24 protein-coding genes are annotated in these 18,959 nt (G+C 53.8%); 15 read left to right on the top strand and 9 right to left on the bottom strand.

Annotated elements, in window-relative coordinates:
* Positions 1–45: 45 nt before the first annotated feature.
* The 3 genes from nadC (at position 46) to AKG35_RS11030 (ending at position 1,546) form a co-directional block, all read left to right on the top strand.
* Positions 46–936 carry a carboxylating nicotinate-nucleotide diphosphorylase gene (nadC, locus tag AKG35_RS11035; protein WP_011131437.1) on the top strand — a complete coding sequence of 297 codons (891 nt, stop codon included), beginning with the start codon at positions 46–48 and terminating at the stop codon, positions 934–936.
* Positions 937–1,074: 138 nt separating this feature from the next.
* The gene (locus tag AKG35_RS13360; protein ID WP_167523918.1) at positions 1,075–1,224 is read left to right on the top strand and encodes a hypothetical protein; all 150 of its coding nucleotides are present in this window, start codon (positions 1,075–1,077) and stop codon (positions 1,222–1,224) included.
* 67 nt (positions 1,225–1,291) lie between these two features.
* The gene (locus AKG35_RS11030; protein WP_041384739.1) at positions 1,292–1,546 is read left to right on the top strand and encodes a Nif11-like leader peptide family natural product precursor; all 255 of its coding nucleotides are present in this window, start codon (positions 1,292–1,294) and stop codon (positions 1,544–1,546) included.
* Positions 1,547–1,793: 247 nt separating this feature from the next.
* Here the strand turns inward: AKG35_RS11030 and AKG35_RS11025 are convergent, their stop codons facing one another.
* Positions 1,794–2,579: a transposase gene (locus AKG35_RS11025; RefSeq protein ID WP_011131436.1), complete on the bottom strand. Its 786-nt coding sequence runs from the start codon at positions 2,577–2,579 to the stop codon at positions 1,794–1,796.
* Between AKG35_RS11025 and AKG35_RS13085 the strand changes: the two genes are divergently transcribed.
* From AKG35_RS13085 to AKG35_RS11010, 3 genes are all read left to right on the top strand, one after another.
* Positions 2,578–2,760 (top strand): hypothetical protein, encoded by a 183-nt coding sequence (locus AKG35_RS13085; protein ID WP_157859893.1) that lies wholly within the window; start codon positions 2,578–2,580, stop codon positions 2,758–2,760. The genes AKG35_RS11025 and AKG35_RS13085 overlap by 2 nt on opposite strands.
* A gap of 185 nt (positions 2,761–2,945) precedes the next feature.
* Positions 2,946–4,757, top strand: coding sequence for an arginine--tRNA ligase (gene argS, locus AKG35_RS11015; protein ID WP_041384735.1), 1,812 nt, complete (start codon positions 2,946–2,948; stop codon positions 4,755–4,757).
* Positions 4,757–5,896 (top strand): pyridoxal phosphate-dependent aminotransferase, encoded by a 1,140-nt coding sequence (locus AKG35_RS11010; protein WP_011131434.1) that lies wholly within the window; start codon positions 4,757–4,759, stop codon positions 5,894–5,896. The genes argS and AKG35_RS11010 overlap by 1 nt, the downstream gene beginning before the upstream one ends.
* A 49-nt stretch (positions 5,897–5,945) precedes the next feature.
* Here AKG35_RS11010 and AKG35_RS11005 read toward each other — a convergent pair whose 3' ends face one another.
* From AKG35_RS11005 to prfB, 6 genes are all read right to left on the bottom strand, one after another.
* Complete coding sequence (locus AKG35_RS11005) at positions 5,946–6,683, bottom strand: MBL fold metallo-hydrolase (protein WP_011131433.1); 738 nt, start codon at positions 6,681–6,683, stop codon at positions 5,946–5,948.
* 26 nt (positions 6,684–6,709) lie between these two features.
* On the bottom strand, positions 6,710–7,318 hold the full coding sequence (locus tag AKG35_RS11000; protein WP_011131432.1) for an anthranilate synthase component II: 609 nt from the start codon (positions 7,316–7,318) through the stop codon (positions 6,710–6,712).
* 14 nt (positions 7,319–7,332) lie between these two features.
* Positions 7,333–7,791: a diacylglycerol kinase family protein gene (locus AKG35_RS10995; protein ID WP_011131431.1), complete on the bottom strand. Its 459-nt coding sequence runs from the start codon at positions 7,789–7,791 to the stop codon at positions 7,333–7,335.
* Between the two features lie 24 nt (positions 7,792–7,815).
* On the bottom strand, positions 7,816–8,379 hold the full coding sequence (gene ybeY / locus AKG35_RS10990; RefSeq protein WP_011131430.1) for an rRNA maturation RNase YbeY: 564 nt from the start codon (positions 8,377–8,379) through the stop codon (positions 7,816–7,818).
* 7 nt (positions 8,380–8,386) lie between these two features.
* Positions 8,387–8,578, bottom strand: a complete 192-nt coding sequence (locus tag AKG35_RS10985; protein ID WP_011131429.1) for a DUF3285 domain-containing protein — start codon at positions 8,576–8,578, stop codon at positions 8,387–8,389.
* 12 nt (positions 8,579–8,590) lie between these two features.
* Positions 8,591–9,719 (bottom strand): peptide chain release factor 2 gene (gene prfB, locus AKG35_RS10980; protein WP_011131428.1). Its coding sequence is split into 2 segments (ribosomal slippage): positions 8,591–9,643 and positions 9,645–9,719, totalling 1,128 coding nucleotides; the frame shifts between segments, so codons are not numbered across the junction.
* A gap of 80 nt (positions 9,720–9,799) precedes the next feature.
* Between prfB and grxC the strand changes: the two genes are divergently transcribed.
* Positions 9,800–10,063 carry a glutaredoxin 3 gene (gene grxC / locus AKG35_RS12510; RefSeq protein ID WP_011131427.1) on the top strand — a complete coding sequence of 88 codons (264 nt, stop codon included), beginning with the start codon at positions 9,800–9,802 and terminating at the stop codon, positions 10,061–10,063.
* Positions 10,064–10,067: 4 nt separating this feature from the next.
* Positions 10,068–10,994 carry a glutathione synthase gene (gene gshB, locus AKG35_RS10965; protein WP_041385256.1) on the top strand — a complete coding sequence of 309 codons (927 nt, stop codon included), beginning with the start codon at positions 10,068–10,070 and terminating at the stop codon, positions 10,992–10,994.
* On the opposite strand, the gene AKG35_RS10960 is transcribed toward gshB, so the two are convergent.
* Positions 10,958–12,379, bottom strand: a complete 1,422-nt coding sequence (locus AKG35_RS10960; RefSeq protein WP_011131425.1) for an isochorismate synthase — start codon at positions 12,377–12,379, stop codon at positions 10,958–10,960. The genes gshB and AKG35_RS10960 overlap by 37 nt on opposite strands.
* Positions 12,380–12,450: 71 nt before the next feature.
* On the opposite strand from AKG35_RS10960, the gene menA reads away from it, so the two are divergent.
* The 4 genes from menA to AKG35_RS10940 are packed head-to-tail and all read left to right on the top strand — an operon-like array spanning position 12,451 to position 15,911.
* The gene (gene menA, locus AKG35_RS10955) at positions 12,451–13,425 is read left to right on the top strand and encodes a 2-carboxy-1,4-naphthoquinone phytyltransferase (protein WP_011131424.1); all 975 of its coding nucleotides are present in this window, start codon (positions 12,451–12,453) and stop codon (positions 13,423–13,425) included.
* 4 nt (positions 13,426–13,429) lie between these two features.
* The gene (locus AKG35_RS10950; protein WP_011131423.1) at positions 13,430–14,398 is read left to right on the top strand and encodes an o-succinylbenzoate synthase; all 969 of its coding nucleotides are present in this window, start codon (positions 13,430–13,432) and stop codon (positions 14,396–14,398) included.
* Positions 14,395–15,630, top strand: coding sequence for an AMP-binding protein (locus AKG35_RS10945; protein WP_011131422.1), 1,236 nt, complete (start codon positions 14,395–14,397; stop codon positions 15,628–15,630). The genes AKG35_RS10950 and AKG35_RS10945 overlap by 4 nt, the downstream gene beginning before the upstream one ends.
* 2 nt (positions 15,631–15,632) lie before the next feature.
* Positions 15,633–15,911 carry a TM2 domain-containing protein gene (locus AKG35_RS10940; RefSeq protein ID WP_041384731.1) on the top strand — a complete coding sequence of 93 codons (279 nt, stop codon included), beginning with the start codon at positions 15,633–15,635 and terminating at the stop codon, positions 15,909–15,911.
* 156 nt (positions 15,912–16,067) lie between these two features.
* Here AKG35_RS10940 and AKG35_RS10935 read toward each other — a convergent pair whose 3' ends face one another.
* Positions 16,068–16,523 (bottom strand): acyl-CoA thioesterase, encoded by a 456-nt coding sequence (locus tag AKG35_RS10935; protein ID WP_011131420.1) that lies wholly within the window; start codon positions 16,521–16,523, stop codon positions 16,068–16,070.
* 317 nt (positions 16,524–16,840) lie between these two features.
* Between AKG35_RS10935 and AKG35_RS10925 the strand changes: the two genes are divergently transcribed.
* The 3 genes from AKG35_RS10925 (at position 16,841) to AKG35_RS10915 (ending at position 18,859) form a co-directional block, all read left to right on the top strand.
* Positions 16,841–17,800 carry a hypothetical protein gene (locus tag AKG35_RS10925; protein WP_041384728.1) on the top strand — a complete coding sequence of 320 codons (960 nt, stop codon included), beginning with the start codon at positions 16,841–16,843 and terminating at the stop codon, positions 17,798–17,800.
* A 357-nt stretch (positions 17,801–18,157) separates the two neighbouring features.
* Positions 18,158–18,529 (top strand): hypothetical protein, encoded by a 372-nt coding sequence (locus tag AKG35_RS10920; RefSeq protein WP_157859892.1) that lies wholly within the window; start codon positions 18,158–18,160, stop codon positions 18,527–18,529.
* 9 nt (positions 18,530–18,538) lie between these two features.
* Positions 18,539–18,859 carry a M10 family metallopeptidase C-terminal domain-containing protein gene (locus AKG35_RS10915; RefSeq protein WP_011131416.1) on the top strand — a complete coding sequence of 107 codons (321 nt, stop codon included), beginning with the start codon at positions 18,539–18,541 and terminating at the stop codon, positions 18,857–18,859.
* The last annotated feature ends 100 nt before the right edge of the window (positions 18,860–18,959 follow it).

Raw genomic sequence — 18,959 nt, 5'->3', positions numbered from 1 at the left:
TGCCTAGCCAATCACGCTTGGAAAGATTGTATTTTTGTTTGCAAGATGTTTTCCATGTCAGTCTCTTCACCTTCGCTGACCCTGACTCCAGAACTGCGCAGCAGGCTTGAGAGCTGGTTGGCAGAAGATCTCGGTCGCGGTGATCTCACCGCTCCTGCTTTGCGTGGTTGTCATGGTCGTGCGTGTTGGCGAGCGAAAGCCGATGGTCTGTTTTGTGGAGGAGTGTTCGTTGAGCCATTGCTGCATGCGCTTGATCCAAAGGCCAGGGTGCAGCTTCTCGTCAGTGAAGGGGCTTCAGTTTCAGTTGGCCAAGATTTACTGCGGCTTGAGGGGCAGGCCTCAGCGTTGGCGGCTGTTGAGCGAACAGCACTGAATTTGGCGATGCGATTGTCTGGCGTGGCAACCGCAACTGCCGCACTCGTGGATCAGTTGCGTGGGTCGTCTGTGCGCTTGGCTGACACCCGTAAGACCACTCCTGGGCTACGTGTGTTGGAGAAGTACGCCGTTCGCTGTGGGGGGGGAGTGAATCACCGTTGTGGTTTGGATGATGCCGCCATGCTGAAGGAGAACCATTTGGCTTGGGCTGGCAGCATGGCTGCAGCTGTCGCCGCTGTTCGCACAAGCGCACCATGGCCAGCTCAAGTGATCGTTGAAGCTGAAACTGCCGACCAGGCTGCTGAGGCGATTCGGGCTGGAGCGAATGGTGTGCTGTTGGATGAATTTTCCCCTACTCAGTTGCAAGACTTGGTGCCGCGCTTGCGTCTATTGGCAGAGCAGAGAGCTGAAGGGCCTGTGGTTCTGGAGGCGTCTGGTGTGGACCCTGGCCAGTTGCATGCCTACGCGGCAACAGGGATTGATTTGATCTCGACGAGTGCTCCAGTGACGCGCAGCCCCTGGCTTGATATCAGCATGCGATTTGAATCAACAGCGGTTTGAATCAACGACGCCTGCCTAAGTGGTATCGAGGTTGTTCTATTTTAAGCCAATCTTGCTTGCTAACACAGCGACTGACTCAAGCTCAGCCATTAAACCCATTATTCAAAGCAACATGGGCTGATTACTTAGTCAATCCCCGTGCAGAGTTCGGTTTGTCTTTCTTTATCGCTTACTGGTGCTGCTGCTCTTGTCTTAGCTATTTCTCCCATTCAGCCTGTTGTTGCTCAAGAGGATGGCAGTACAGCAGATCTCGGCGTGATGGAGATCAACATTAAAGATACCAAATAAGTCAAATCTTCAAGTGCATGCATTCAACAACCTTAGATTGGGCTATAGATGAAGAATAGACAACTAAATCGAGGAACAACTCAAAGCATTCATCGCCAAAGTTCAAGCCGATACTACATTGCAGGAACAGCTCAAGGCAGAAGGCGCTGATGTTATTGCTATTGCCAAAGCTGCAGGCTTCTCGATCACCATAGAAGACTTAAAAGAGCATCGTAAAACCCTGTCTGATGCTGAGCTGGAAGGTTTGGCTGGGGGTGCTTTCAACCACGACTGGGGGCAAACCACGAGAAACTACAAATGTGAAACCTCCTACTGTTGCTGAGTTGTTGAGTTGTCGGTTGAAATGTGGAGCCTACACACTCAAAGCCCTTGCATTAGCAGGGGCTTTTTATTTCTTCAATGACTTCCCTATTCGCTTAAAACGGCATCCGATACCTGGCCCCATTGACTTGCAAAAAGTTACCTTGATGTCTTCTTTAGCAGGCAGCAACCACCAATAGTTTTTCGTATTCATCACAAATTTACCTCTAAATCCTTTTGCCCTAAAACTACTTATATTCCTAACTTAATCACCACAGCCTGAGAGTTTGATCTCCATCTCTGATTCCATTCGGCTTGCTAAATCTCACCGCAACCTGATGCCACTCCTCTGGGATTTGATTGAGCCGAACATCAAAAGCAAAAGGGAGTTGCTGTTGACCTGGTGATATTCGCTTTCTCTTGCTTCTGTTGCTCCTGCTGCTCTGAACAAATCGCTTCAGGATCCGTGAGCCCCAATGGCATTTGGCTCCTGCTTTGGCGTGATGGCGATACCGCTCGCAAAAGCGCTCATAACGCCTGGAACAGCCCTTCAGGCTTGATGCCAGTTGCAAAAAGCTGGGGTGCCACTCACTGATGCCATCACATTCCAACCTGCCGTAATGCCCGTAATTGGAATAGGGGTCATAAAACCCTTTTCTGATTCCTGCTGCCTTTGGGTTGGCGTGGATGTAGCGCAAGGTATTCAGCACTCGTCTGTGATCTTTTGGAGCAATTGCAGTGGCGTAATACCTAGCCTCCCAAAAATGTCCGCAACGACCAGAAAGACGATTAAGTGCCATCGCTGAATACCAGCCAATCCAATGCATCAATTTCGGCAGCTCACTTGCATCATCAGGACGCAGCAGCAAGTGCAGGTGGTTGGCCATCAGGCACACCGCATACAAGCGATGAGGAACCTTCTGCTTGGCTTTAGCAAGCACAGCTAGCAGCACATCTCGCCTAAGGGCTTTTGCAATCAAGAACTGCCTGCTATTGCAGCGCAGCGTGATATGAAAACTGCAGCCAGCCGGCAGTAAGCGTTTGGCTCGAGCCATGCGTAGTACCCAGTTGTCGGCAGTAGGTCGTCCGAGCCATGTGCTGACGGCATCAGAGCAGAATCATCAGCAAGGGAACAACCAAGAGCTGATGAAGAGAACGAATAACGAAAGGATCAATCAGTGCATTGGCTCTGCTGATCCAGCTTTTATTGAGCCGCCTATTGAGCCGAAAACCTAGACGGAGAAGAAAGCTCTCAGGTTGAGCTAGGCAAGCTCTTCCTGCTGCTCTTTCACCTTTTAAAAGATCAGCCCTCATTGTTAATGGTGATCGCTTGAGAAGAGTGCTGAAGCAGGCTTGCTGGTTGCCGGCATCGTGGTCAGTGATGATCAGGGTGATTGCAGGCCCATTTCGCCTCGGAGTTCATGCTCAGCCTTGCTCACGCTCTGGAGAGTCAACTGCGGGCGGCGATCGACCGTGCCTTCCCTGAAGCCGCAGCCTCCGCACGTGAGAGTGGCACTGGCTTGGATCCACAATTGGCCCCAGCCAGCAAGCCTGAATTTGGTGATTTTCAGGCCAATGCTGCCTTACCCCTCGCTAAGCCGCTCAAGCAGCCTCCGCGTCAAATTGCTGCAGCGATTGTCGACCAGCTGATGGTCGATACGGCATTCACGGCCATTTGCTTGACGCCAGAAATTGCTGGGCCTGGTTTCATTAATCTCACCGTCCGGCCCGAATGCCTGGCTGCTGAAGTGCAGGCAAGGCTGGCTGATGCTCGTTTGGGCGTGCCGCTGGTGGAGGGCGATAACGATGGGCAACAGCCCACTCCAGTGGTGGTGGATTTCTCCAGCCCCAACATCGCCAAGGAGATGCATGTGGGGCACTTGCGTTCCACGATCATTGGCGATTCCCTCGCTCGGGTGTTGGAGTTTCGTGGACACCCCGTGCTGCGTCTTAACCATGTAGGCGATTGGGGTACGCAGTTTGGGATGTTGATTACCCACTTGAAGCAAGTGGCACCAGAGGCTCTTGAAACAGCTGATGCTGTTGATCTTGGCGATCTTGTGGTGTTTTATCGCCAGGCGAAGCAACGCTTTGATGATGACGAGGCTTTTCAGACCACCTCCCGTGAGGAGGTGGTGAAATTGCAAGGGGGTGATCCTATTTCCTTGAAGGCTTGGAGTTTGCTATGTGATCAGTCGCGCCGTGAATTTCAAAAGATCTACGATCGGCTTGATGTTCGTCTCAACGAGCGCGGCGAATCGTTTTACAATGCCTATCTAGAGAGCGTCGTTGAGGATCTCAATGTCTCCGGTTTGCTCGTTAGCGATGACGGCGCTCAGTGTGTTTTTCTTGAGGGTGTTACGGGTAAGGACGGCAAACCTCTGCCTGTGATTGTTCAGAAGAGTGATGGTGGCTTCAATTACGCCACCACCGATCTGGCAGCCATGCGCTATCGCTTTGCTGCTCCTCCCCAAGGTGATGGCGCTCGGCGTGTGATTTACGTGACCGATGCTGGCCAGGCCAATCATTTCGCTGGCGTCTTTCAGGTTGCTCAGCGCGCAGGTTGGATCCCTGATGCTGGTCGTCTCCAGCACGTGCCTTTTGGCCTGGTTCAGGGGGAAGATGGCAAGAAGCTCAAAACGCGTGCTGGTGACACTGTTCGTCTGCGCGAGTTACTCGATGAGGCTGTTGAGCGCGCTGAGTCTGATCTGCGCCGTCGGCTGCAGGAGGAGGGCCGGGATGAAGATGAATCTTTTATTGAGCAGGTGGCCACCACGGTGGGGCTGGCAGCAGTGAAGTATGCCGATCTCAGCCAGAACCGAATCACCAACTACCAGTTCAGTTTTGATCGCATGCTTGCTCTGCAGGGCAATACAGCTCCCTATCTGCTTTATGCCGTTGTTCGTATCGCCGGTATTGCGCGCAAGGGGGGCGATCTTGATGTCACTACGGCTGAGCTTCAGTTCAGTGAAACGCAGGAATGGGCTTTAGTGCGTGAGTTACTTAAGTTTGATGCAGTGATCGCCGAAGTTGAGGAGGAGTTGTTACCCAATCGTCTCTGCACCTATCTGTTTGAGCTCAGCCAGGTGTTTAATCGCTTTTACGATCAGGTGCCGGTGTTGAAGGCTGAGCAACCTTCTCGTAGCTGTCGCCTTGCACTCTGCCGGCTCACGGCAGATACCCTAAAACTAGGGCTGTCGTTGTTGGGTATTCCCACGCTGGAGCGGATGTGATGGGGTCTTCACCTGCACGAATGAGTTCTGGTGCCCCCGCTCCTCGGGTGGAAGTGGAGTGTCTGAAGGCCTATAGCGCTCCGCTTGAGGGACGCCGTGGATTGCTGCGTCTTGATTTTAATGAGAATACGATCGGCCCTAGCCCTCGTGTACTCGAGGCGTTGCGAGCGATTCCTGCTGATCAGATCGCCGTTTATCCGGAGTACGACGGGTTGCGAGAAGCGGTGGTGGCCAATTTGAGCAATCGTGATCAGGGCCGACCAGGGCTGACCCAGCCACTCAGCCCTAGTCAGATTGGCTTATTTAACGGCGTTGATGCAGCGATTCACGCCATCTTTCATGCCTATGGCGATCGTGGTGATCGCTTACTGACAACGAGCCCTACCTTTGGCTACTACACGCCCTGCGCCCAGATGCAGGGGATGAAGATTCTGGCAATTCCCTATGAAGGCAGCGATTTTCGCTTCCCTCTGCAGGTGATCCGCACGCTTTTGCAGCAGAAGCGGCCGAGGCTGCTGTTGCTCTGCAATCCCAACAACCCCACAGGCACGCGCTTGGCGCCTGAGCAGATCCTTGAGCTGGCTGTTGCAGCGCCTGAAACGTTGGTGGTAGTCGATGAGCTTTATGAGGCGTTCACGGGCGATAGCGTTTTGCCGCAAGCAGATTTCAGTGTTACCCCGAATCTGTTGGTGTTGCGTTCGCTGGCCAAAACCGCAGGTTTGGCTGGTCTGCGCATGGGGTTTGCGATCGGCTCTGCTGATGTGATCGATCGCGTCAGTCGTGTGACTGGGCCTTATGACATCAATAGCTTTGCGGTAACAGCAGCTTTCGCGGCTCTTGATGATCAGGCTTACGTGGATGCCTACGTGGCTGATGTGTTGAAGGCGCGTGATTGGATTAGCGCTCGTCTTGATGCTTCTGGTGTGCCTTACCACCTTGATGGAGGGAATTACCTGTTGATCTGGCCGCAGCAGCAACCAACAGAGGTGGAAGCAGCCTTACGCAAGCGAGGCATCTTGGTTCGGCTGATGACTGGCAAACCGCTGATTGATGGATCCTTGCGGGTCAGCATCGGCACGATTGAGCAAATGCAGCAATTTTGGCAAGCCTTTGCCACTGTTGAGTCTCTTGCAGCCTGAGTGATCGGCAAGACATGCTGATCGACTCACTCAGGCTATGGATGCGCTGTTAGCGCATCACCTCAATGACGGGTCCATCACCCAGATCGCTCGGCAGGCTGATGGTCGTTCCTGTTTGCTTGACCGGTGTACCTGCCATCGCATCAAGGAATGGTTGCACCCCTGTTTGATCACAGTCGCTTGGCGCTGCACCACTCACGTATTGCACTGGGATGACTCGGCGTGGATTGAGTGCATTGACGACTTGTGCTGCTTCAGCGCCGTCATAGACCTTGGCGCCACCCCCTACGCCGATGATCAAGACGTCGGGACGTCCAAGCAGAACTTTGTCTTCTCCCGATAAAGAGGCAGCGCTGCCGCCAAGGTGAGCAAATTGCAGGCCGCCTTGTTGCCAGCGCCAGAGGGTGGCTTGGCCGAAACGGCGACCGCCCAGGCGGTCATGGGGAGCCGCAAATCCCTCTAGGTTTAAGCCGCCAATGCGGTATGAACCTGGTTGCACGAGGAAGCGACCACTAGCGACTTGAGCTCCTTCATCAGCAAGCTCAGAGCTGGCAAGGATCACAGTGGCATTCACCCGGGGCTCGCGCAGGCCTGCAGCGCAGCCCACGGCCTTGAATGGGTTGAGCAACACCGATTGCCCACCGCCTTGGATCAGTAGAGCACTGTGGCCGTAACTCGTAATCGTGACTCCGCCGGCAATGGCCGAGGAGGCTGAGGACAGTACTAAACCCACAGCTGAAGCTGCAGAAAGGCTACGGGTGCTCAGAACCTTGAAGAGGGAAGGCATGAGTGGAAGCGGGAGTGTTTTGGAAGTTAGCAGTGCTTTTCGCTGGCTTCAGTCAGACGCAAAAAGTTGGTAAGCAGTTGATGGCCTGCTTCTGTGAGCACACTTTCGGGATGGAACTGCACTCCTTGTAGATGGGGGTGTGTTCGATGACGTAGGCCCATGATTGTGCCGTCCTCTAGCCATGCGGTGACTTCTAGGCAGTCCGGCAGGCTCTCTCGCTCGGCAATCAGGCTGTGATATCTGGTAGCAGTGAGTGGTAGGGGTAAGCCTTTAAACAGCCCTTCGCCGTTGTGCAGCACAGGCGAGGTTTTGCCATGCATCAGTTCATCAGCTTGCACCACCTTGCCTCCGTAGGCTTGAGCTAGGGCTTGATGCCCCAAGCACACCCCGAGGGTGGGGATTGTGGGAGCCAGCTCGGTCAGCACCTCCAGGCAAACTCCGGATTGATCAGGATTGCCCGGACCAGGTGAGAGCAGGATGGCGGCGGGGTGTAGCTCCCTGATTTGGCTGAGGCAGAGAGCATCGTTGCGCTCAACCCGTAGATCAGCAGCGACAGGATGCTTTGCGGCCAGTTCCCCTAAATACTGCACCAGGTTGAAGGTGAAGCTGTCGTAGTTGTCGATAATTAGGAGCATGGGGCTGCAGGGCGTCAGAGCCCAAGGCGGATCAGTAGAGGAGGGAGCAGCAGCAGCAGGGCAATCAGTAGAGAGCTAATGGCGGCAACCATCACAGCAGCAGCAGCAGTGTCTTTGGCGATGCGGGCAAGGGGGTGAAAGCGGCGACCGATTGCTAGGTCCACCACAGCTTCGATGGATGTATTGAGCAACTCCAAGACAAGTACTGCCGCCACAGTGAGAACCAAGACGGCTAGATCGTTGAGATTCAGTTGCAGCCAGAGCCCCAGACCGAAAACGACGGCACCGATTACGACATGGATGCGGAAGTTGCGCTGACTGACGATGCCATAGGCCAGACCTTGGGCTGCGTAGCGAAAGCTGCTTGGTAGGTCTGCGGCAATTCGCCAGGCGCCCCGCCGGGCAGCTTGATGCCCTTGGCTGGATAGTGGGGTGATCTCTTCGGACAACAAATTGTTGGTCTGAGGGAGCATGTAGTGATCTCTTGGATTGCATCACTAGTGGTGATGAACCTTACCGTTGATGCTGAGAAGTTGCTCCTGGTAGCTCAGCATCGTTTTCAGGCTCTGATCTGTTGGGTGGTCCCAGCCCAGTAGATGCAGGAGGCCATGGCTTACCAACCAGCGGAGTTCTAGGCCAAGTTCATGGCTGTGTTGTTTGGCTTGGCGTTGTGCTGTTTGCACTGAGACGACAATGTCGCCCAGTTCGACGCAAGTGTCTGTTGGTAGGACGAGGCTGTTATCCAGTGCTGGGAAGGAGAGGACGTCAGTCGATTCAGATCGTTGGCGCCAAGAGTGATTCAGTTCAGTGATGGTGGCGTCATCCGTGAGTTGAAGGCCCAGGCTGAGCATCGGGCTGAGGCGCACAATCTCAGGACAGGTCAGGGTTGGGTCACGACGGACGCTTTCAATCCAGGCTGTGAGGTCTTGCTGCCAGGGACTTGCGTGAGTGAGGCGGCGCTTTGTGTCTGCATCAACCAAGCTCGTCAAAGCATCATCGTTGGCGGGATGAAAGGCCAGATCGAGGTCGAGGTTGATCGGAGAGGTTTGCAGTGCGCTCATGCGCGCATCAATGGGGAAGTGTGGGCCTGCCGAGCCAGGCAATCATCAAGATGAACCCCACAACGCCAAAGGCGGTGAGGCCGAAGTGCCACAGGCTCTGTCCACCTTTGCGCACCATGTTGCGCATCGCCAGTTTTACGAAGCTTGGCGGTGGTGTTGCTTGTGATGGAGGCTCCTTGGAGCTTGGATCTGTCGTCATTGCATGTCTGATTTATTGATCCATATCACTGCCTGGACGATCGACACCCTGACGCAGCAGGGTCTGAATGAATCGGTCTAAATCACCATTCATCACCGCTTGCACGTCTGTGGTTTCTTCTGCTGTGCGCAGGTCTTTCACCATTTGGTAGGGATGGAAGACATAGTTGCGGATCTGATTGCCCCAGGCAGCTTCAACGATATCGCCGCGGATGTCAGCGATCTCGGCAGCACGCTGCTCCTGGGCGATCACCATCAGCTTGGCTTTCAGTAGAGCCAATGCCTTTTCTTTGTTTTGTAGTTGTGAGCGCTCTTGCGTACAGCGCACCGCTAATCCTGTTGGGATATGAAGAATGCGTACGGCTGTCTCCACCTTGTTGACGTTTTGGCCCCCGGCGCCACCGGAGCGGCTGGTGGTGACTTCTAGATCTTTCTCGGGGATATCGAGCTCTACTTCCTGATCGATTTTTGGCATGATCTCCACGCCTGCAAAGCTTGTTTGGCGCTTGCCATTGGCGTTGAAAGGAGAGATTCTCACCAAGCGGTGGGTGCCCTTTTCATTACGCAGATAGCCGTAGGCATAGCGGCCTTCAATCTCTACCGTGGCGCTTTTAATTCCTGCCTCTTCCCCTTCGGAAAGCTCGTCCACGGTCACGGTCATGTCGTGATCCTCTGCCCAGCGGGTGTACATCCTGAGCAGCATCTGAGCCCAGTCTTGAGCATCTGTGCCACCAGCTCCAGCGTTAATTGAGAGCACGGCGCCTTCCTTGTCGTACTCGCCGCTAAGTAGTCGTTCGAGCTCCCAGCGATCAAGCCCTTGGCGCAGCTGTTTCAGCCCCGATTGGGCTTCGCTGAGCATCTCGTCGTCTGGCTCTAGGTCGTAGAGCTCTAAGGTTGCCTGGGCATCATTGACGGCACTACGCCAGAGCGTGATTTGCGTTAGCTGGGCTTTAACTTCGTCCAGCTGACGCATCTGCTTCTGGGCGTTTTGCTGGTCGTTCCAGAAATCTGGTTGAGCAGCGAGTTGCTCGAGATCTTGTTGGCGAGCGTTTAGAGCAGGAACGTCAAAGACAGTCCTGGGCTTGGCCCAGGCGGTCGGTGAGCTCAGAAAGATCGCGTTTGAAGTCGGTGAGGTCCAGCAACGTTGGTGCTTGAGTCCAGAGATCTGACGCTATCAGCGGGGCCAGCCTGCATAGGATCTCAGTGACGTGATCACAGTGCCATGGCCAAGGTTGAGATCTATACCTGGCAGTCATGCCCATTCTGCCTGCGTGCCAAGGCTCTCTTGGATCGCAAAGGGGTGAGTTACCAGGAGCACGCCATCGATGGCGACCAGGCAGCCCGCGCAGTGATGGCGAGCCGGGCTGGGGGAAAAAACACGTTGCCCCAGATCTTTATCGATGATCTGAGCATTGGTGGCTGCGATGAGTTGCATGCCCTTGAGGGGGCTCAAAAACTTGATGGTTTGCTCCAAGGCAAGGTCTGAAGCCATGCGACAGCTGTTCGTCTTGGATCCCCTGCAGTGCATTCAACCTGCCAAGGATTCCTCAGCTGCGTTGATGCAGGCGGCCCAACGGGCATCAATTGAGGTTTGGGCTTGTACTCCCGCTGATCTTCAGGCTCGTGGAGATCAGCTCTCTGCGATTGCCGTCCCTGTGGTAGCTGAGCCTTGGATTAGCACCGGTGAGCCCCGCAGCCTTCCTCTAACGGACTTCGCCTGCATCTGGATGCGTAAGGATCCCCCGGTCGATGAGGGCTATCTCTATGCCACCCATTTGCTCGAGCTGGCAGAGCGGGCTGGTGTGTGCGTGCTCAATAGGCCAGCGGCGCTGCGGGCCTGGAATGAAAAGCTCGGTGCGCTGCGCTTCAACAACCTGATGGCTCCCACGCTTGTGGCCAGTCGGGTCAGTGAGCTTGCTGCCTTTGCCCGTGAGCAAGAAGAGGTGGTGCTCAAACCTTTAGGGGGTCGAGCTGGTCAGGGGCTGGTGCGAGTCGCTGGGGCCGCTCCCGGACTTGAGGCCTTGCTGGAGTTGGTCACGGATCAGGAGCAGCTACCGGTGATGGTTCAGCGGTTTTTGCCGGCTGTCATTGAAGGAGACAAGCGCATCCTGTTGGTGGATGGAGAGCCTCTTGGTGCCGTGAACCGTCGTCCTAAGGCTGGAGATTTTCGTAGCAACCTTGCCATGGGTGGTCGCCCGGAACCCACAGAGCTCGACAGTCGTGAATTGCAGATCTGTGCAGAATTGGCACCCGTTTTGAGAGAGCAGGGTTTGTTTTTTGTGGGAATTGATGTGATTGATGGCCTGCTGAGTGAGATCAATGTCACCAGTCCTACTGGCATTAGAGAGGTTGAGCGCCTCAAGGGGGTTCCCCTGGCTGATCAAGTGATTGCGCGTTTGCTGGTCAGTCTTGGGTGATCCTTGGCATCCAGATCGAGTTGGTCGGCCAGTACAGACAGCTTCATGCCAACTTCTTGTAATTCGCGTTCGACCACAGACCCTCGGACCAAACCAGCTCCAGCAGTGAGATCAAGCACTGAACCTCTGGCGTGGCCACAACGGATGGCTACGCGCAGTTCCGTGTCGCCTTGGCTGTCGATCCAGCCAATCGGCGCCGCATAGCTGCCACGTTCAAAAGGTTCCAATGTGCGCAGCCAGGCCATCGCCTCTCGGCAAGGCAGACCCGCGACCGCCGGAGTTGGATGGAGAATTTTGGCGAGATTGAGGGATGTGTGACCCATGGCATTGGCTGTAATCGGTGTATGCAGATGCACCAGTTGGCCATGACGAGCGAGCTGGGGGTTCCGTGGTCGCCGTGGTGTCAGTCCTTGATTGCACAGCTGACTGGTAATTGAGGCAACGACAAGTTCATGCTCGCGACGGTCCTTTTCCGAGCGGAGTAGGCCCTGTCCATCGTCATTGCGATCAGCAGTGCCGGCTAGAGCGTCGGTGCGTAGCTGATTCCCTTGCAGGCTGAGTAGTCGTTCAGGCGAAGCTCCAAAGAAGGCATCCTCGTGAGTTCTTCGCCATAAGAAGCGGCAGCTACCTGATTGTTGTTGACGTAGCTTGGCCAGTACTGGCAGCGGGTTTAAGGGTGCTTGGAGCTGAATGGATTGGCGCACAGCCAGCACCAATTTGTTGAGCTCACCGCTGCTCACTAAATCCAGTCCGCGTTTGAGAGCTGGTCTGTAACACTCCTGCCAGGGCTGGAGTGCCGTGGTGCCGCGGACGCTGCTGGGCCAGAAATCTTTTGAATTGTGATTGGGGTCGAGCAGGTTTTCCGCCATCAGCCAAAGCTGTTCTGCTAGGTCGCGCGCTTCTGCTTGCTGGGTGATTACGCCATTGAGACGCAGCCAACCGTGTCGACCCTGGCGGCTGAGTTGCCAGCGTGGCAGTACCGCTTGAACTGCACTGGTGTGGATCTGGCTGCGTTGTCGTTCTGCGGGATGGTCGAAAAAGGAAAAGGCCAGCAGGATTTTGGCTCGAGCCTGGGCAGGGGTGTTGGGCGTCGCGTCTGTGAGGCGTGCCAGGGTTGTATCGCTGAATCGTTGGGCTAGCTCAAAGCGTCTGGGGCCTGCAAGATCAAGGCTTTGGCACTGACCAGCTGCTGCAAAGCAAAGGCCTGGTGCACTATCCCAGAGAAACTGGAAGGGATGCTCATCGGCTAGTAAGGGCAGGTGGCACAGGGGATCCACCTCGTCGAGAGGCAGGGCCAGGCTGAGGACACCTTCATCGCCCTTGCGCTCGCACCAGCCCCGGGATGCGGCAGTTAAAAGGTTGCTGAAACTACGGTCAGCTTTCATCCGGGATCGGAGTTGAGCGCGGGTCCTGCTCAAATGTATGGGCCTTTCCCTGGTTTCCAGGCTTCTTTCCCATGCCAGACCAGCAGGATGTTGCATCCCTTTACGCCAAGGCCTCTACAAGGCGAGCTCTTTGGAAAGCCGCGATCAAGTGGCCGATGTACTCCGTGGCAGTGATGCCGGCGTTGCTGGCGGCTGGTTGGCGGGTGGGGGCCGGCGAAGCAGTGCGTCTTGATCAACTGCTTGGCTTTTTGGTTGCTGCTGTGCTGCTTTTGCTTTGGGAAAACCTCAGCAACGACCTCTTTGATGCAGATACCGGCGTGGACAGCTTCACCAAGTTGCATTCGGTGGTTGCGCTGCTGGGTCAGCGGAGACCTGTGCGCCGCTTTGCTCACTTAGCGCTCGTGCTGGGCTTGTTGTTGATGTTGCTGTTGGCTTTGCGCAGTAGTGCTGCTGTGCTCTTTTTGGTGCTGGTGAGTTGTGGTTTGGGATATCTCTACCAGGGGCCGCCCTTTCGCTGGGGCTACATAGGCCTCGGTGAGCCGCTGTGTTGGTTGGCTTTTGGCCCTTTCGCTACTGCCGCTGCCTTGTTGGCGTTAGCACCGCTCAACGGTGATGGATCAGTGATTCCATGGGCAACGGCGTTCACCCTGGGGAGTGGTCCGGCCTTAGCGACAACCTTGGTGCTCTTTTGCTCTCATTTTCATCAAGTCGCTGAGGATGCGGCTTTTGGCAAACGATCGCCTGTGGTGCGCTTGGGCACAGCTCGTGCGGCGGCTTTGGTGCCCTGGATTCTTTCGCTTGTGTTTGCTCTGGAGTGGATCCCTGTGCTGCAGGGAGATTGGCCGCTGACAGCTCTGCTTGGTGGTTTGGGATTGCCTGCAGGAGCAGCGCTGGTCCGTTTGCTTCGCCATCACCATGATCAGCCAGAGAAGATTCGTGGCAGCAAGTTTTTGGCATTGCGCTTTCAGGCGCTCAATGGCTTGGGGTTGAGCTTGGGCCTAGCGCTAGCGCCTTGCTTGGGCTTTGCGCTATCTAGCGCAGGTTGAGTTGATGGCTCTCAAGTTTCAGTGCAAACCGTTTTCATTTCGTTTGAGTCGGGTGTTGCAGACGGCTCAGGGGGTTGTTGAAGAACGTCAGGGTTGGTTGCTGAGATTGGAGGATTGCGCGGGTCGTTGTGGTTGGGGGGAGGTGGCTCCGATGGATGTGGCTGGTTTAAAGGCCTGCGGAGATTGTTTGGTCCAGCTGCGCTTGGCCCCAACGCGTTTGGAGTTGGAGGATGGAATGGCGTTTTGGCCTGCGCCTTTGGCTTTTGGCGTGGGTGCAGCTCTGGCGGAATTGGATGGCCTCGTGGGGTCTGTGGCAGCAGGCGGTTGGCTTGCGGCGCCTGCCTCGGCTGTGTTGTTGCCGGCGGGGCAGCCTCTTTTGAAGGCTTTGGATTCCATGCTTGAGAGGGTTCCCTCAGCAGCTGATCCCTTCACTGTGAAGTGGAAGGTGGCGGTCGCTCCAGATGCACTGGAGCGGCGCCTCTTGTTGCAATTGTTGGAGCGGCTGCCAGAGCATGCGCGTTTCAGGCTTGATGGCAATGGCGGTTGGGATCGCAGTGTGGTCAGCTGGTGGGTGGAGCGATGTCTGCAGGATCCGAGGCTGGAATGGTTGGAACAACCTTTGCCTGCTGGTGATCTTGAGGGGTTAAGAGCTTTGGCGCAACAGGTTCCCGTGGCTCTTGATGAGTCGCTTGTGCTTGATCCATCACTGCGAGAGTCATGGTCTGGCTGGCAGGTGCGGCGTCCGCTTTTAGACGGTGATCCCAGACCTCTGCTGAGGGGGCTGCAGGAGGGTGTTGGCTACCGGATGTTGAGCACGGCCTTTGAAACCGGCATTGGTCGGCGTTGGCTGCACCATCTCGCTGCTTTGCAGCATCAGGGCCCTACACCAGTGGCTCCTGGCCTGGCCCCGGGTTGGTGCCCTGATGGACCTTTATTTAGCGCTGATCCCGAAGTGGTCTGGGCGGCGGCATGAGGGAGTTGGTTGCCCTGCGTTGCAATCCCGCTCAGGCTGAGCAAAGGGCCTTGCAGCTCGCTCAGGCCTTGGAGCAAGGCGATTGGGTGCAACTGCTGCCGCCTCTTGGAACTAGCGGTTTGATCCCTAGGGCTCTTTTGCCTGATGGTCCTGGTGTGGTGGTCGCAAGTGGAGGCACCTCCGGCGGACAGCAGCACTGTTTGCAGCCTTGTAGCCATCTCGACTTATCAGCTTCGGCTACAGGTCAATGGCTTCAGCAGCAGGGTTACGACCTGCAGCAATGCATGGTGCTTAATCCTTTACCGTTGCATCACGTTAGTGGCTTGATGTCTTGGTGGCGTAGTCGTTGTTGGCGTATTGGGCATACATGGCTACAGCCTGGCTTGATGAGGGATCCAGACGCTTTAGAGCAGTTGTGTGGCTCGTTGCCGGGATGGGGAGAGCAACTGGTCTTGATGTCTTTGGTGCCAACACAACTGCAGCGGTTGTTGACGCATAACGCTGGTGTGCGTGTGTTGAAGGCTTGTGCTGTGATTTGGGTTGGTGGAGCAGTGCTTTCGCCAGGGTTGATGAAAGCGGCACGGGCCGAAGGCTTGCGCTTGGCACCCTGCTATGGAGCAACTGAGACAGCGGCGATGGTGACAGCGCTTGCTCCTGAGGATTTCCTGGCGGGTGCGACGGGCTGTGGATCACCGCTTGAAGATGTGGAGCTGCAGTTGACGCAAGCAGGCGCGTTGCAAGTTCGAACGGCGCGGTTGGCGTTGGCGCGCTGGTTGGGTGAGGGCTTGGAGGATGTTCGCGATCAGCAAGGTTGGTGGACCTCTGGAGATGCTGGTTGCTTGATCACTGAGAGCAACCGGGTTTGGCTCAGCATTGCTGGCCGCTTGGATGGAGCGATTCACTCTGGTGGTGAAACGGTGTTCCCTGAACAGTTGGAGGCCCGTTTACAAGTGGCGGCGGTTGGTTTGCCTGTTGAGGCTGTGTTGCTGCTTGCTGTTGAAGACAGGGAATGGGGGCAACGCTTGGTGGCGCTTGTGCGTCCTGCTGCTGGGGCGAATGGAGAGGATTTGATCAAGCAACTACGCCATCTCTGTGCCGATTGGCCGCCTGCCGATCGGCCGATGCATTGGCGGCTTTGTCCAATGCTTGCTCCGATGGCGAATGGAAAATGGCAACGGGGCTATTGGCAGCAATGGTTGCGGTTGCTAGAAGCGGAAAGTACAGAGTTTTGATTATGGCCAGTCTTTCTGATGCTGAGCTTAGTAATAAGAAATTAGCCGCGGGTTTGCTAGGGATCTTTCTTGGCGCTTTAGGGATTCATAAATTTGTCTTAGGCAAGAATAATCCGGCGATGATTATGTTGGTGGTTTCGCTTGCGGGAGGCTCTATTACTTGTGGGATTGCATATGCAGTCATGCAAGTTATAGGTTTAATTGAGGGCATTATTTATTTAACACAAACACCGCAAGAATTTAAAGAGATTTATCTTGATGGTGATAAGGAGTGGTTCTGATGAGTGTTAGTTCAATGCGCATATTGCAACGACTGATGCTTGCAGGATCCGCCCTGATGAGTTGTAGTATCTTCGCGTCTATGCCACAGGATGCCTTTCATCCTTTTGCATTGATGGCAAGTTTTTTACCGCTGCAGTTGGGGGCGTTGGCGTGGGTCAGATTGAGCCAATCTTCCCCACACCGGAAGCCTCCAGCCAGCGATCAATGCCTTCTGGTAGTGCACAGCGATGACGTGTCTGGGCGTTGATCGCTAGATGGCGGATGAGAGCGTGGGCAGCGATTTGCTCTTCGCAGCGGAATTCGAAGTGAACTTGGAAGCTGTTTGGATTGAGTCGCTCTGGGCGTAGCTCCATAGCCAATGCGTCTCCGGTGTGGATCGGCCTGCGGAAATCTGCTTGACAATGGATGATCGGCAAGGCCACTTCCGGTGTGACTTCAGACTTGCGGCTGCCAGGAAAGATGTCTGCGGGGTTTAGTCCGTAGCTTTCAAGGCTTTCTTCCCATGACTCATGGCACCAGCGGAATAGCTGATGGAAATGCATCACGCCGGCGGCATCAGTATCGCCAAAACGCACCACGCGGCGCAGCAATAACCAGTTTTCTGGATTCATGACTGTGATTGTGGTTGCTAGGCAAGACCACCACAATGGTTTTGATTTGGATTGTGATGGGTTGATGGCGAAAGATTTTATTGGTAGCGGATCCAACAGTTTGAGTGTTGTTGGTTCCTTCGCGAAGGGAAGCCTCTTTGGTAATGAATTGGTCTTGAATCTGCTAATAAGAACTCATGCGAATTTAGGTCTTACTTGATCATTCCAAAACTTTTAATCATAGAGGTAGTCCTGAAGAGTATTGATGAATGAGATGTAACAAATACTGCAAAGAAAGGCTCATAAGGCTAAAACCTGCAAAGAACACAATTCTGCAAATGTCGATCTCGACTGATACCACTCAAGCAACAGCAATTTTGCCGAAGCTTTCACTGACTAATTTTGGCTTCCCTTGGTATAATGTTGGCGAGAAGACCTTTGAAGACTATTGCAATAACCTGCTAAATTTCGTGAACAATAGCAAGATCAAGACCTCCTATTTTCATATCAACGATTATACGGATGACGCAGCTGGTAATGGAACGTATAACTATTTAAACCCAAACCCGCCTTCGGGCATGAGAAAAGATAAAGGGACAGGCGAGATCACTCCTTGGATTGTTACTTATTGGTTGGATAAGCTGCCTAGTGAGGTTGAAGCTGGTGTTGTAACCACTGTGAATCCTACGGATCCCTGGAAAAGCGATCCAAGCAATACAGCTGGTAATGCAAGTATTGGCGATGGAACAGCTGGTCATCCGAAGGATAATATGCGCCAAAGTTTTGAACTCATCCAAGCAATCAACAATGCTGCCGGTGCAAAGAAGATTACTAATATGGAATTTGATCATGAGGGTGGTGGTGCCTATCAAGATGCCACGCCATATGGGGGAGTGAATGGCCAGCCAGTTGGAATTGGCTACACGAAGTGGCTATGGAATCGATATATGCCAGAAAGTGTAAGATTCACTGATCAAGACGCAAGTCAACAAGGGTTTGCAGGCCATTATAGCTATGGCTTTGTTAATTATCGAACCGAAGCTTGGGCTGAGTCAAGCGGTGGGTCTATAGAAGCCTTTGCAGAAAATTACTGGTTTGGTGAGTTGGAATATGAGCCAAATGAGTTTGACTTTGCGATGGAGTTTAGCGTCGATAGAGATACTCGCTTGCATCAATTCTTGTCTACAGAAACTATGACTGAAGCTCTCGGTGAGAACCCCGGAAAGATCATTCAAGGGAATATTGATAATGATTATCCGAATGGCCAAATCAAGGGTGCAGGAACAAGCTTGAATTAGTTTGCAATTCCTGATCTTGATAATAAGTCAGTGCATGTTTTAGCGCCTCATAATGTGGATACACCGTATCGTTATTTTCGCGAGTTCCCAGAGCTGCTTGCTGGGATGTTTTCTGACCACGATTACCCTTCTGGGGGTGCACCTTCAAGACTCCATCCAGATACGAAGGGTTGGGGCCCTCCACATTGAGACGAGATTTATTATCAACCTTTAGATTTAACAAAAAGAAATGGTGATACTGATACGCCTCAAGGTGGTGTTCCGTTATTCTCTATCGAGAACCTTTCAAGTACCAATCAAGCCAGGGTTGGTACGACTAATCGTTTCCAAGATATCCAAGGTGTCCCTTCTGACAGCTTGATCGCGAAGGCGATTAAAGAGCTTGATCAAAATATTAGTAAGCCGGGTAAAACAGTCGATTCGATGAAAGACCTGAATAGCTTTGGTGGCACTTTTGATGGCTTGAGTGCTTCGGACTACAGCAAGTTTGTTGACTTCCTTAATGCGGCAGCCAAGGAGATTAATCCTGATGATCCTGAATCTGTCACCCTTTCAATCTATGAAGCACCCTTTTTGCCGATGTCATGGATAGATCAGAAAGTACCCAATAGTTGGGACGCAGAAGTTATTGAAGGATCTAATGATGTGGAAGATACTTTAACGGCAGGGAATGGTAGCCAGACTCTGATGGGCCTGATGTTTGACGATATATTGATTGGCGGTTCGTGAAGTGATTTTTTGGTTGGTGGTGAGGGTGCAGATACCTTTCAGTTTAATAGTGATGATGATTCTCGACCAGGCGGGAAACGTGATGTGATTACAGACTTCAATGACGAGGAGGGAGATCGTATTGATCTCTCAAATATTCAGACTGCGATTAAATTTATTGGTTCGGCTGAGTTCAGCGGATCTCCAGTAGAGGTGAGGTTTGATGCAGGTAGTTTACAGATCAATACAGATAAAGATCAAAATAGCGATATGGAGATAGAGCTTGCAGGTGTGCAGAGTTTCTCGAGTGATTATTTGCTCTTGGCGCTTCATTGGACCCAACTTATTTAATCATAACCTTGAGCTGGCCAGCACTGCGGCAAAGCAATAGTGCTGGCCAGCTCAGAAAGATTCTTTAAATCATCTCAAGTGCAAACTCTTACATTGGGCT

Source organism: Prochlorococcus marinus str. MIT 9313 (genome assembly GCF_000011485.1).
GTDB classification, from domain to species: Bacteria; Cyanobacteriota; Cyanobacteriia; order PCC-6307; family Cyanobiaceae; genus Prochlorococcus; species Prochlorococcus marinus_D.
The sequence above is the reverse complement of the archived record's forward strand: the minus strand, read 5'-3'. Positions and strand labels throughout refer to the sequence as shown.

Bases quoted from the DNA above. Each gene is read 5' to 3' on its own strand.
- gshB (WP_041385256.1), top strand. From the start codon at position 10,068: ATGCGACAGCTGTTCGTCTTGGATCCCCTGCAGTGCATTCAACCTGCC.
- ybeY (WP_011131430.1), bottom strand. From the start codon at position 8,379: ATGAGCGCACTGCAAACCTCTCCGATCAACCTCGACCTCGATCTGGCC.
- argS (WP_041384735.1), top strand. From the start codon at position 2,946: ATGCTCAGCCTTGCTCACGCTCTGGAGAGTCAACTGCGGGCGGCGATC.
- nadC (WP_011131437.1), top strand. From the start codon at position 46: ATGTTTTCCATGTCAGTCTCTTCACCTTCGCTGACCCTGACTCCAGAA.
- AKG35_RS11010 (WP_011131434.1), top strand. From the start codon at position 4,757: ATGGGGTCTTCACCTGCACGAATGAGTTCTGGTGCCCCCGCTCCTCGG.
- AKG35_RS11000 (WP_011131432.1), bottom strand. From the start codon at position 7,318: ATGCTCCTAATTATCGACAACTACGACAGCTTCACCTTCAACCTGGTG.
- grxC (WP_011131427.1), top strand. From the start codon at position 9,800: ATGGCCAAGGTTGAGATCTATACCTGGCAGTCATGCCCATTCTGCCTG.
- AKG35_RS10995 (WP_011131431.1), bottom strand. From the start codon at position 7,791: ATGCTCCCTCAGACCAACAATTTGTTGTCCGAAGAGATCACCCCACTA.
- AKG35_RS10925 (WP_041384728.1), top strand. From the start codon at position 16,841: ATGTCGATCTCGACTGATACCACTCAAGCAACAGCAATTTTGCCGAAG.
- AKG35_RS10985 (WP_011131429.1), bottom strand. From the start codon at position 8,578: ATGACGACAGATCCAAGCTCCAAGGAGCCTCCATCACAAGCAACACCA.
- AKG35_RS11005 (WP_011131433.1), bottom strand. From the start codon at position 6,683: ATGCCTTCCCTCTTCAAGGTTCTGAGCACCCGTAGCCTTTCTGCAGCT.
- AKG35_RS10940 (WP_041384731.1), top strand. From the start codon at position 15,633: ATGGCCAGTCTTTCTGATGCTGAGCTTAGTAATAAGAAATTAGCCGCG.
- AKG35_RS10960 (WP_011131425.1), bottom strand. From the start codon at position 12,379: ATGAAAGCTGACCGTAGTTTCAGCAACCTTTTAACTGCCGCATCCCGG.
- AKG35_RS11025 (WP_011131436.1), bottom strand. From the start codon at position 2,579: ATGGCTCGAGCCAAACGCTTACTGCCGGCTGGCTGCAGTTTTCATATC.
- AKG35_RS13085 (WP_157859893.1), top strand. From the start codon at position 2,578: ATGCGTAGTACCCAGTTGTCGGCAGTAGGTCGTCCGAGCCATGTGCTG.
- AKG35_RS10950 (WP_011131423.1), top strand. From the start codon at position 13,430: ATGGCTCTCAAGTTTCAGTGCAAACCGTTTTCATTTCGTTTGAGTCGG.
- menA (WP_011131424.1), top strand. From the start codon at position 12,451: ATGCCAGACCAGCAGGATGTTGCATCCCTTTACGCCAAGGCCTCTACA.
- AKG35_RS10945 (WP_011131422.1), top strand. From the start codon at position 14,395: ATGAGGGAGTTGGTTGCCCTGCGTTGCAATCCCGCTCAGGCTGAGCAA.
- AKG35_RS10935 (WP_011131420.1), bottom strand. From the start codon at position 16,523: ATGAATCCAGAAAACTGGTTATTGCTGCGCCGCGTGGTGCGTTTTGGC.